Origin of the sequence: uncultured Oscillibacter sp., from assembly GCF_900546705.1 — a bacterium.
Taxonomy (GTDB): Bacteria; Bacillota; Clostridia; order Oscillospirales; family Oscillospiraceae; genus Oscillibacter.
Genome location: NZ_URDP01000004.1, coordinates 34,748 through 46,896, shown reverse-complemented (window position 1 = coordinate 46,896; position 12,149 = coordinate 34,748). Strand labels below are relative to the sequence as shown.

At 61.2% G+C, this 12,149-nt stretch carries 8 protein-coding genes; 4 read left to right on the top strand and 4 right to left on the bottom strand.

Annotated features, from left to right (window positions below):
- Window position 1 precedes the first annotated feature (1 nt).
- Window positions 2–1,033 carry a transglutaminase domain-containing protein gene (locus QZS13_RS01855; RefSeq protein WP_366557931.1) on the top strand — a complete coding sequence of 344 codons (1,032 nt, stop codon included), beginning with the start codon at window positions 2–4 and terminating at the stop codon, window positions 1,031–1,033.
- Between the two features lie 50 nt (window positions 1,034–1,083).
- On the opposite strand, the gene QZS13_RS01850 is transcribed toward QZS13_RS01855, so the two are convergent.
- Window positions 1,084–3,576, bottom strand: coding sequence for an ATP-dependent helicase (locus tag QZS13_RS01850; protein WP_295584826.1), 2,493 nt, complete (start codon window positions 3,574–3,576; stop codon window positions 1,084–1,086).
- Window positions 3,577–3,754: 178 nt separating this feature from the next.
- On the opposite strand from QZS13_RS01850, the gene QZS13_RS01845 reads away from it, so the two are divergent.
- Both QZS13_RS01845 and QZS13_RS01840 read left to right on the top strand, forming a co-directional pair.
- Window positions 3,755–4,132 carry a BlaI/MecI/CopY family transcriptional regulator gene (locus QZS13_RS01845; RefSeq protein ID WP_295584824.1) on the top strand — a complete coding sequence of 126 codons (378 nt, stop codon included), beginning with the start codon at window positions 3,755–3,757 and terminating at the stop codon, window positions 4,130–4,132.
- Entirely contained in the window at window positions 4,129–7,713 is a 3,585-nt protein-coding gene (locus QZS13_RS01840; protein WP_295584821.1) for a M56 family metallopeptidase, read from the top strand. The genes QZS13_RS01845 and QZS13_RS01840 overlap by 4 nt, the downstream gene beginning before the upstream one ends.
- A gap of 45 nt (window positions 7,714–7,758) precedes the next feature.
- Here QZS13_RS01840 and QZS13_RS01835 read toward each other — a convergent pair whose 3' ends face one another.
- The 3 genes from QZS13_RS01835 to QZS13_RS01825 all read right to left on the bottom strand — a co-directional run bounded on the left by QZS13_RS01835 (window position 7,759) and on the right by QZS13_RS01825 (window position 10,869).
- Window positions 7,759–8,877, bottom strand: a complete 1,119-nt coding sequence (locus QZS13_RS01835; RefSeq protein ID WP_295584819.1) for a DHHW family protein — start codon at window positions 8,875–8,877, stop codon at window positions 7,759–7,761.
- A 15-nt stretch (window positions 8,878–8,892) separates the two neighbouring features.
- Window positions 8,893–10,287, bottom strand: coding sequence for an MBOAT family protein (locus tag QZS13_RS01830; protein WP_295584817.1), 1,395 nt, complete (start codon window positions 10,285–10,287; stop codon window positions 8,893–8,895).
- Between the two features lie 72 nt (window positions 10,288–10,359).
- Window positions 10,360–10,869, bottom strand: a complete 510-nt coding sequence (locus QZS13_RS01825; protein WP_295584815.1) for a DUF4358 domain-containing protein — start codon at window positions 10,867–10,869, stop codon at window positions 10,360–10,362.
- Between the two features lie 181 nt (window positions 10,870–11,050).
- Between QZS13_RS01825 and QZS13_RS01820 the strand changes: the two genes are divergently transcribed.
- Entirely contained in the window at window positions 11,051–12,076 is a 1,026-nt protein-coding gene (locus QZS13_RS01820; protein ID WP_295584813.1) for a low specificity L-threonine aldolase, read from the top strand.
- The last annotated feature ends 73 nt before the right edge of the window (window positions 12,077–12,149 follow it).

Here is a 12,149-nt window from a genome sequence, read left to right as displayed (position 1 = left end):
CATGACTTTGGAACCCTATTATTACCGGCAGATGGACAAGGCTGCCCAGACTGCCTATCACGCTATGAAAACGGGGATCTCCGCCCTGCGTCCATCGTTTTCCGTACCCCGGCTGGACGGGGCGGTTCTCAGCGATATCTTTTTCAAGCTGCGGCTGGACTGCCCGGAGATCTTTTATGTGACCGGTTTTTCTTACCGCTATGCCCACGGGGCGGAGAATGTGGAGCTCTTGCCGGAGTACCTCTTTGACAAAAAGAAGGTCCAGGAGCATCAGAAGGCCCTCACTGCCCGGGTGGAGAAGCTGGCGCGTCCGGCCCGCGCCCTTTCCCCGCTGGAAAAGGAGCGGTACATCCACGATTTTCTCTGCACCAATGTGCACTACGACAAGCTGAAAAAGCCTTACTCCCACGAGATCATCGGCCCCCTGGGCCAGGGCGTGGGCGTATGCGAGGGCATTGCCAAGTCCGTGAAGATCCTCTGCGACGCCCTGGGACTTCCCTGCGTCATCGCGATTTCCCGGGAAAATCCGGACCAGGGCGTCAAATACCGCCACGCCTGGAATATCGTCACGCTGCCGGGCGGACGGCGGCACCTGGACGCTACCTTCGACCTCTCCCTTTCCGGGGACGGCATCATCCGCTATGACTACTTCAACCTGACAGACGAGTATCTGTTCCGGGACCACCAGCCACTGCTCTACCCCGCCCCGGCATGCGCGGGCGAGGATCTGCGCTATTATCGGGAAGTTAAGCTCTCCCTGACCCGGATGGAGGACGTGCAGAAGCGCTGTCAGATGCCCCTGCGCAAGGGGCTCCCCTTTGTGTTCCACTGGCGGGGCGGGTATCTCACCCGTCAGGTGCTGCTGGACCTGACGGCTCTGTTGGAGCGGGAGGCCGCCCGAAAGGGCAAGCACGCGGCAGTCTCTTTCAACTGGCCCCAGGCAGTCATTCAGGTGCGGTTCGTGGAGACGCTGCCCCAGGCAGAACCCCGGCAGGAGGAGGCCAACGAGGGCGAGCTGTATCCCGGCGAATAGAGAAGAAAGACTCCCGGAACCATGGTTGGTTCCGGGAGTCTTTTTATTGGTTACAGCTTCTTCATATGGACGCCGGCGGATTTGAGCATGAGCTTCTTGGTGCCCACCTGGTCAAAGGCCACTTCCACCAGGGCGTCTCCGCCCATGGGCCGCAGGGACAGCACCATGCCCTTGCCGAAGGCGGTGTGCTCCACCATATCGCCCTTTTGCAGCTGCAAAAGACCGGCGGGAGCAGTCCCGCTTTTGCCTGCGGAGGCCAGGGGCCGGCGCTGAGGCTGGGGCGCAGCCCGGTAAGACCGGACGGAGCTGTTTTCCCGGGCGCCGCCGGAGGTGTAGATCCCTGTGGAGGGCCGGGCAGGACGGGCCGGGGCATAGCCGCCGTCGTCCCAGCGGTCGCCGCCGAACGTGGCATCGTGCTCCATGGCACGGGGAACGGGACGGCTGAGCCAGTCCCGATTCTCCTCCGGGATCTCCTCCAAAAACCGGGAGGGCCGGTTGGCGCTGGTACGGCCGTAGAGCATACGCTGCCGACAGTTGGTCATGGTGAGCTTTTCCTTGGCCCGGGTCATGGCCACGTAGCAAAGCCGCCGCTCCTCCTCCAGCTCCTCCTGATCGTACTGGGCGGAGGCACCGGGGAAAATCCCCTCCTCCATACCTACCACGTAGACCGCGGGGAACTCCAGTCCCTTGGCAGAGTGGACAGTCATCATGGTAACGCAGTCGTCACCGGCTTCCACGCTGTCCAGGTCCGTATAGAGGGCGATCTCGTTCAAAAAGCCGGCGAGGGTGGGGTCCTCCGGGTCCTGATCCAAAAAGCCCTGGATGTTGGACTTGAGCTCCTGGACGTTTTCAATGCGTCCACGGCTCTCCAGATCGTTTTTCTCCTCCAGGGCCCGGACATAGCCCGTGCGCTCCAGCACTTCATCGTAAAACTCCGGCAATGCCAGCTCGCCGCCTGCCCGGCGCAGTCCGTCAATGAGGTCGGCAAACTTCAAAAGCTTGGACGCGGCGCTTTTGAGCTCCGGGAACAGGTCGGCGTTGCGGAGAATCTCGTAAAGGGACGCCCCCTGAGCCTGGGCCAGCGTGGCTACCTTGTCCACGGTGGCGGCGCCGATGCTGCGGGCGGGCACATTGATGATCCGCCGCAGACGCAGATCATCCATGGGGTTATTGAGTACGCACAGATAGGCCAGCATGTCCTTGACCTCCGCACGGTCGAAGAACTTCATACCGCCTACCACCTTATAAGGGATGCCGTTGCGCTTCATGGCGTATTCCAGGGCGTTGGACTGGGCGTTCATCCGGTAGAGCACCGCCGTATCCCGGAACTTGCGGCCCCGGTTGATGCCCATGAGAATGTCTCCGGCCACGAAGTTGGCCTCGTCCCCTTCGTTGAAGTTGGTTTTGACGGTGACCTTCTCGCCGCTGCCGTTGTCCGTCCAGAGGGTCTTTCCCTTGCGGCCCTCATTATTCCGGATGACAGCGTTGGCCGCGTCCAGGATGTTCTGGGTGGAGCGGTAGTTCTGCTCCAGCCGGATGGTGCGGGCGGCGGGATAGTGCTTTTCAAAATTCAAGATGTTTTCAATATTGGCGCCACGGAAGCGGTAGATGGACTGGTCGTCATCGCCCACCACGCACAAATTCTCCCGGCCACCAGCCAAAAGCCCGGTCAGCAGATACTGGAGGTGGTTGGTGTCCTGATACTCGTCCACCAGCACATAGCGGAACTTGTTTTGATAGTAGGCCAGCACCTCCGGCTCCTGGCGCAGCAGCGTCACCGTATGGAAAATGATGTCGTCAAAGTCCAGGGCGTTGGCGGTGCGGAGCTTTTTCTCGTAGGATTCGTAGATCTTAGCGATGCGGCTCATCTTCCAGTCGTTTTCCCCGCTGTGAGCCTTGGAAAATGCTTCGGGGCCCTGATAGGCGTCCTTGGCGGCGGAGATGACGGAGAGCACACTGCGGGGATTGAAGGCCTTTTCGTCCAGGTTCAGCTCTTTCAGAATGTCCTTGATGACCCGCTTGGCGTCGTCCGTATCGTAGATGGTGAAGTCCTTGTCAAAGCCGATGCGGTCGATGTCCCGCCGCAGGATGCGCACGCAGGCGGAGTGGAACGTGGAGGCCCACACGTCATTGGCCGGGGGGCCCAGCCGGGCGGCCAGACGGTCCTTCAGCTCTCCTGCCGCCTTATTGGTAAAGGTGATGGCGATGATCTCCCAGGGACGGGGCACATCCACGGCGCAAAGGCGCACCGCACGCCGCCGCTGCTCCTCGTCCGGATGGTCCGGGTAGGACTCCAGGAACGCAAGGTCCTCCTCCGTGGCCCAGGAGGGCACGTCGTCGCAATCACTGCCCCGGCCATAGGTCAAGAGGTTATATACCCGCTGGATCAGCACCGTGGTCTTGCCGCTTCCGGCCCCGGCCAGCAGCAAAAGGGGCCCCTCGGTGGTCATGGCCGCCTGACGCTGCATGGGGTTGAGCCGGGCGAAGTCCCGGGCAATGACGGCCCGCCGGGCCACGATGTAGCGCTGCTCAAAATCAGTCATATGTTCACCAGATTTCTAAAGTCTCGAGGCCTATTTTACGGCAAAACCGCCGCCGGGTCAACCGGGAAAGCGGGCGTTTCCGTTTTGTTACGAATTTGTGGTTGACAAATGTCTACCTCTTTGATACAGTCAAATCAGAAAAGGTAGACATTCGTATACCAAACAGGAGGTGAATGAGATGCAGGTCAATTTGTCCGACAGTGAGTGGAAGCTGATGAACCGGCTGTGGGAGCAGTCCCCCCGCACGATCATGGAGCTGACCGCCGCGCTGCACCCGGAGACCGGGTGGAGCAAGAACACGGTCATCACCATGCTCTCCCGGCTGGAGGCCAAGGGGGCCGTCCGCTATGAGGAGGGCGGCCGGGCCAAGCAGTACTTCCCCGCCGTTGCCCGGGAGGACGCTGCCCTGGCGGAGACGGAGAGCTTTTTGAGCAAGGTCTACGGCGGGAGCCTTGGGCTGATGGTCAGCAGTCTGGTGGACAGCCGCTCCCTGACAGAGGCGGACATTGCGGAGCTGACGGCGATTTTGGAGCGTGCGGGAGGTGAGCAGGCATGAAAGAGATTTTGATCACATCCTCGGTGTTGATCCTGGTTCTGCTGGCGCTGCGGTGGGCCTTCCGCAGCCGTATCACCCGCCGGGCTCAGTACGCCCTGTGGGCACTGGTACTGGTGCGGCTGCTGGTGCCCTTCAGTTTGCCGGGGGCGGACTTTTCCGTACTGACGGCGGCGCAGCCCGTGGAGCGGCAGCTGGCCGACCGGGCGGAGGCCCTCGGGGACCGGACGGTATTTACCTGGACGCCGTCGGAAGCGGACACGGCACCCGAAGAGGTCCCAGCACAGCAGCCGGAGGCGGACGCACCCGACGAGGCTGGCCCGGCGGCACAGACGCCAGACGCGGAACATTACACCTTTCCGGTCATCGTACGGCAGAGACTGACCCTGGCCGCGGCGCTGCCGTACATCTGGTACGCCGGTATGGCGGCGACAGGACTCTGGTTCCTTGTTTGCAACCTGAGATTCTGGCAAAAGCTGTGTAAAGCAAAAACACCTTACATGGTAGATGGATGCAGATATCCTGTCTATCTGATAGAATCGGGGCTTCCCTCTCCCTGCCTCTTCGGCCTGATCCGCCCGGCCATCTATCTTACTCCGGAGGCAGTTTCCTCGCCGGAACGGACGCGGCATGTGATCGCCCACGAGAGCGCCCATGCTCGCCATGGCGATCCTCTGTGGTCGCTGCTGCGGTGCGTGTGCCTGAGTGTGTATTGGTTCGACCCGCTGGTGTGGATCGCGGCGGCGGTGTCCAAGACGGACTGCGAGCTGGCCTGCGACGAATCGGCCATGGCGTCCCTGGGCCAGGCGGAGCGCATCGCCTACGGCAGGACGCTGCTGGCCCTCATTCCCGTGCGCCGGGGCCCGTCCAATCCCATGCTGACCGCCACCACCATGACGGCGGACAAGCGGCACCTGAAAGAGCGCATCGTGCGCATCGCGGAAAACCGGCAGACCCGCGCCGCGGCGCTGTTCGCGGTCATCGCTCTGGCAGCGGCGGTGTGCGCCGTTACCTTCACCGGTGCGGCCTCCGGGCAAAACGGGCCCCTCACCGGCGACGAGCTGGCTTACTTCAACGAGAAATTCTTCAACAGCGATGCAAAGGGTATGCACATCCACAACCAGTTCTTGACCTCCCTTTATGAACGGCCGGAGGACATCGACCTCTTCGAGCTGTTCTACTGCGGCACCGGCATCTCCGAGGAAGTGAGTGACGGTGAGCTTCTGCTGGTGGGAAGTCTGGATGAAAACGGCGCGAAGATCTGCGATACAGATAAGCTGCCCGTAGCGGACATTGACACTGTGCTGTTGGAAAACACCGGACTGACGCTGGATAAAACCAGCAAGATCGGTATGGAACACTTCCAATACCTGCCGGAATACGAGACCTACTACCACACCCACGGGGACACCAACTACTTTCACAGTGTCCGCATCACCGCCGGAGAGCGGCAGGGGGACACCATCCGGCTGTACTACCCGGATAATTTCTCCCGCTATCCGGACTATGACTGGCTGTGCGTGACACTGGCGGTGCAGGAGGACGGAAGCCTTTGGTTCGTCTCCAATCTGCCCTCCGAAAAGCCCGCCATCGCCACCGTCTACCCGGAGGGCGATCCGGCGCTGACCCTCTCCCTGGAGGACGCGGTGCCCTGCGTGCCGGTGCCGGTGACCGTGACGCACCGGCAGGACGACTGCGCCGACCGGGGCTATGGCATCCGCATCACCACGCAGGGCGGCGCGGAATATAGCTTCCGGCCCTACCGCTCCACGGACGGGAATGTGTATGCCGCCGTCATCTACGACAGCGCCGTGGGACGGGACGGTATGATGGTTTGGGACGCGGGGAGCTTTTTCACCTATCCGGAGGGCTGTGAGCTGGACCGTCTGACCATAGACAGCTTCTCCCTCTTCGGCTACACCGGCGTGGTGGTCTCATATGAGGACTACGTCACCGGCAGTGCCGAGACCGGTGGATATAAAGGTACCCACTACGACTACTACGCCGTGTCCGACGACGGTGCGCTTACTTTCCTGTTCCGTGCCTACGGCGTGGAGGAACCCCAGGCCATGGACCTGAACGGCGACGGCACCGACGAGCTGACTGCCGCCACCGGCGTCACTGCGCAGCTGCTTTTCCAGCGGGACGGGGAAATCTGTGAAGCGGACGTGGCGGCGCTGCTGGAGACGGCCTGGCCGGAGGCGGATTTCCTGGAGTTCAACTGGTGGAACTTCAGCCGCCGGTGTCTGGAGCTGTGGGGAAGTGTCCCGTTTGCGGGGCGCGAGGAGGTCGGCACTGCCGCCACCGCCTGGCGTCAGGTGTACTTCGACGGAGAGAAGCTGCTGCTTTACAAGGACAGCACCACCTACACCGACCATGTTGCGGAGGGAATCGACGTCCCCGACGAGGTGCTCTCCGCCGCCCGGGACAAGGTGCGCGCCTACGCCCAGCAGTTCCAGAATATGGCCTGGAACGAGGACTACACGGCCATTGATGCCTCTCCGGAGTGGGATGACTGGCGCATCACCTCGTTGGAGCTGGTAAGTACCGTTCCGGCCTATCCGGAGCTGGGGCTTCGGATCTATGCCCTGAGCTTTACCCTCCACACGCCGATCCCGGAGCGGATCATGCCGGCCGGCGGCACCTGGGTGGATGAGGACGGCTGGGTGGGCGGTATGTATGTAGCGTCTCCCTATCTGGTGTTCCACACCATGACCAGCAGCGGACCGACTTTGCTGGAAAGCAACTTTCTCGGGGATGTCGACTCCAGTTCTCCCGTGTTCGAGGCCTGCGTGGCGCAGACGATTCTGGAAAACGATCTGCTGCCGCCCTCCCAGATCCGGGACATGGACCTTTACTACCTGTTCTACAACAACCAGACCACCTTCCTCAATTTGATCGGCACCTATGACGCTCAGGAGCAGGAACACGCCATGCAGGTGCTGGTAGCCTGTGCCGTGGCCATGGCGGGACAGGAGGACGGCGATCTGCTGGAGCTGGGCTTGCAGAATCTTGCGTGGAACTCCACCGCTCTGACAGACGCCGGCCGGGCGGCCTACGAACGGCTTTTGAGCGAGGTGGAACGGCGTGCCGCAGTGGATGCTGCGGCGCAGGCTGCCGTCCAGAGCGACTACTCCCCCGCCGACGTGGCTTTTTTCGGCCAGACGCTGACCCTGGATCAGGACCCCATGACCTATGACGAGCGGCTTGCCTGGTGTCAGGGCGGCTGGCAGGAGACGGAGGAATCCGTTGCCTTCCGGCCGGAGGCATATACTGAGGGGAATGGCTGCATCGCCTACTGGGGAAATATGGTGGGCGTCTCCCCCATGGGGCAGGCGTATAAGCAGTTGTTCCTGCGCTTTGCCGACGGCACGGAGGCTTCCCTTCCCCTGCCCCAGGCCCAGGAGGCAGCCACCGCACCGCCGGACACCATGCTCTTTTTGGACGACGCCCTGGTCTATATCGTCTCCTTTGATGACCAGCTTCTCTCTCAGGACGGCCAGACGCTTCTGCATCTGGCGGGCAGCTACCGCTACACCGTGGATCTTACAAACAAGACCGTTTCTCTGGTGGTCGTCCAGTAAAAACAAAAAAACGCCCCGGAGCATCATGCTCCGGGGCGTTTTTTATTAACCGATGAAGACCAGACTCTTTTCCGTGATGAAATTGGGGATGCTGAAGAGGACGCAGACCGCATCAATGCCGTTTTCCTCAGCGTACTGAGCCGGGGACATGCGGTAATAGCGGGTATCGATCAGGTGCACCTCCTCAAAGCTCTGGGCCAGGAACGGCGCCAGGGAGTCCGAGTAGGAGTCCCGGATCAAAAGAAGCTTGCCCTTCCCTGCTGCCGCCTCGTTGCGGATGACGCAAAGGGGCTGGTTGCCGCCCAGGAACGCGGAGTATTTGTCCTTCTTTTCAAGATAGCTCCGGTCATACAGCGTGCCGCTCTGCGGCTCACCGGTGCGCCAGGAGGTAATGGAGAGGCCCGTATCCTCCGCCCAGAACTCCATAGTGTCGGGGGTAAGCCAGTGGATGCCGGACTGGGAGTAGAGGGTGCCGTTGAAGTCCGTGCTGACGGTTTCCGGCGTGAAGGCGGACATGGGCAGCGTGTCCTCTCCCCGGCCCAGAGCCTCCATCACCGCGGCGTAGCCGTAGTAGGCACCCAGGCTGGTCCAGTGGTGGTCCGTTCGGTAGAAGATATCCTCATCCGCATGGGAGCGCAGGGCACCGTCAAAGTCCACCATGGGAAGCCCCAGACTTGCTGCCTTCTGCAAAAAGGCGGATTGGTCCCAGTTGGGGGCCCCGGCAGGCAGGTCGTCCTTCCAGATCTCCGCCGCCGACGGGATGAGGCCCAGATACACGGGCACATCCGTGTTCTCCCCCAGACGCTGCACATAGGTAAGGTTTTTCTCGTCCAAGTCCTCCTCCGGGTCCTTCACCTGGGCAATGAGGCGGTCGCCGCACAGATATACCCCGTTGAACTCGGACTTGCCGATGGCCTGCTCCGCCCGGGCCTTGAGCACCATCCACTGGTCCCGCAGGGGGAACTGGTCGGCAAAGTACTCCTCCACGGCGCTGGTGAAGCTGCCGTCCTTGAGGGACTGCCAGGAAAACTCCGGCCACTGGCTCAGTGTCCGGTTTTCCACCTCCGAGCGCTCCCGGTCCGGCAGGACCAGGGACCACACCAGCATGCCGCCCAGGAAGAGGCAGAACAGGGCCGTCAAAAGACGGCTGTATGCTTTTGTCATTGCATCTTCCTCCTCTCAGAACCGGAAATACAGGAAGGGATTGTAGCTGCCGTCCACCAGATAGGCCGTGCACACCAGTAAAGAAGCCAGCATCAAAACCGGCGTTACGATCTGCTCCGCCCGCCGGGGCAGACGTTGGTAGAGCTTGCGTCCCAGCGTGGTGGACGCCAGAATCAAAACGAGGAACGTGACGGCGTAGGTTCGCAGGGTATAGCCGTCGGCGCTGCTCCAAAGGGGCGCACTGCCGAAGCAGGCGGAGAGATACCGGCCGCATACGCCCAGGTTCTCCATGGCAAACAGCCCCCAGCCCACAAATACCACCACCAGGGTGTAGACGTGTTTGATGAGGGACGGAGTGCGGGCCAGCACACGCCGCAGCACGTACTTCTCCAAAACGAGCCAGGCGGCAAAGTACAGTCCCCAGAGCACGAAGTTCCAGCTGGCCCCGTGCCAGAAGCCGGTGCACAGCCATACGATCAGAATATTGCGCAGGGTTTTTGCAGTGCCGCCCCGGTTTCCGCCCAGGGGAATATACAGGTACTCCCGGAACCAGCCGGTCAGCGACATGTGCCAGCGGCGCCAGAACTCCGTCACGGAGGCGGCCAGGTACGGGTAGTTGAAGTTCTCGTTAAACCGGAAGCCGAAGATGCGGCCCAGGCCGATGGCCATATCCGAGTAGCCGGAAAAGTCGAAGTAGATCTGGAAGCCATAGGCCAGAAGCCCCATCCATCCGCCCGCCACGGTCAGTGTGCCGTCCATCCCGGCGGCCAGCTGGGCGTCCCAGAGCTTGCCCACCGCGTTGGCCAGCAGTACCTTTTTCGCAAGGCCCACGCAAAAGCGCCGGCAGCCCAGGGCGAAGTCCTCGCTGGTGTTGATGCGGTGATCCAGTTCTTTGGCTACCGTCTTATACTGGACAATGGGGCCGGCGATCAGCTGCGGGAACATGGTCACGAACGTGCCGAACTTCACGATGCTGCGCTGGACCGGCGCGTCCTGCCGGTAGACATCGATGGTGTAGCTCATGGTCTGGAACGTGAAAAAGGAGATGCCGATGGGCAGCGGAATCCCCAGCTGGGGCACGCTGACGCCGGGAATCAGCGAGAGATTGGCCGCCAGGAAGTCCCAGTACTTGAAAAAGCCCAAAAGCAGCAAATTGAACACCACGGACTGCCCTACAAACCACCGGGCCTTCCGGTCGTTGCTGCGGTACTTCTCCACCAGCAGGCCGTGGGTGTAGTCGATGAGGATGGAGACGAACATGATGACAATGTACACCGGCTCGCCCCAGCCGTAGAAAAACAGGCTCACCACCAGCAGCACCAGATTCCGCCACTTCAGCGGAGAGACGAAATAGAGCAGCAGGGTGATGGGCAGATAGGCAAACAAAAAGGTCAGACTGCTGAATACCAAATGATTTCCTCCCACCATGCAGGAAAAACGGCCGGAGTCCCGGCCGTTTCCCTGCTTCGTTCATGCGCCGCGTTACGCAAACAGCGCGTTGAATGCGTCCTCGATCTCCGTCTGATGCTCAGCGGAGGCGATCATGGCCACGTAGGTGCCGTTCTGGATGACCTTGGCCTTGCCCCAGGCCTCCATGGACTCGGGATACCAGGCACCGCCCTCGGCCTGGGCGTCCACCCGGGACTGGAGGATCTCCGCAGCGGAGGCGGCATCATCCTCGCTCTTGCACTGGGCAAATACCACCTCGTTGACCACAGAGCTCATCATGGGAGCCTTGACAATCAGCTGCTCGGTCGCCAGATCCGCAAGGCCGGGGTAGTAGGACTCCAGTAATTCCCCCTCCACGGAGGACATGAGAAGATCTCCTTCCTGGCTGGTCTGAGGGTCCTCAGACCAGTGATACTGGGAAGAGAGGTCCGTATAGAAGGCCGTCAGGTCGACCTGCTTGTCCGCTGCATCCTTGGAGCCGCAGCCAGCCAGCAGGCTGGTGAGCATACAGGCCGCCAGGGCCATGACAATCCATTTTTTCATGAGAATCTCCTTTTTCATTGGCATTTACCTTAATGACGTTTTGTCAGCGAAAAAAGTTCCAGCTGATTTTCAGGTTTTGTCTTAACTGGAAGTATCCCTCCGCTCCTTGCATTTATACAGGAAAGGCGTTATGATTTCAATAGGATTTTTGAAATACCAAAAAAGAAAGTAGGTTTTTGACATGTACAGCTTCCGCAACGACTACAGCGAGGGCGCCCACCCCAAGGTACTCCAGGCCCTGGCAGACACCAACCTCGAACAGACCTGCGGCTACGGTCTGGACCATCACTGCCAGGAGGCGGCGGACCTGATCCGCAAGCTCTGCGCTGCGCCGGACGCCGACGTCCACTTCCTGGTGGGCGGCACCCAGACCAACCTGGTAGCCATCACCGCCTTCCTGGCCTCCTACGAGGCCGTCATCGCCGTCCATACCGGCCACATCAACACCCATGAGACCGGTGCCATCGAGGCCACCGGCCACAAGGTCTGCTCCATCCGCGCCGAGGACGGCAAGCTCACCCCCGCCCTGGTGGAAGCAGTTCTCCGGGAGCACAACGGCACGGAACACATGGTCTCCCCCAAGATGGTCTATGTCTCCGACAGCACGGAGATCGGCACCATCTACACCAAGGCGGAGCTGCAGGCCCTGCGGGATTGCTGCGACAAGCACGGTCTGCTGCTGTTTTTGGACGGTGCCCGTCTGGGCTCTGCTCTCACCGCTCCCGGCAATGACCTGACCCTTGCGGATCTTGCCGCGCTGACGGACCTCTTCTACATCGGTGGCACCAAAAACGGCGCGCTGTTTGGTGAGGCGCTGGTGGTCACCGCTTCCAACCCCCACTTCCGCTGGCACATGAAGCAGCGGGGCGCCGTGCTGGCCAAGGGCCGCCTGCTGGGCGTGCAGTTCAAGGCACTGCTGCAGGACAACCTCTACTTTGACATGGCCCGCCACGCAAACGAGATGGCTTTCCGCCTGCGGGACGGAATGGCGGCACTGGGCTATTCCTTCCCTGTTGCCTCTCCCACCAACCAGCAGTTCCCGGTGCTGCCCAACACTGTGGCCAAACAGCTGGAGGAGATGGGTTACGCCTTTGAGGCCCAGGAGGTTGTGGACGAGACACATACCCTGGTCCGCTTTGTCACCAGCTGGGCCACCCCCGCCGAGGCGGTGGAGCAGTTCCTCAAGGATCTGGCCTCCTGCAAATAAAAAAATCGTTTTGAAAAAGACGCGGCTGCGGCCGCGTCTTTTTTCCTGCTTTTCCCTGCACCGGATTTTTCTC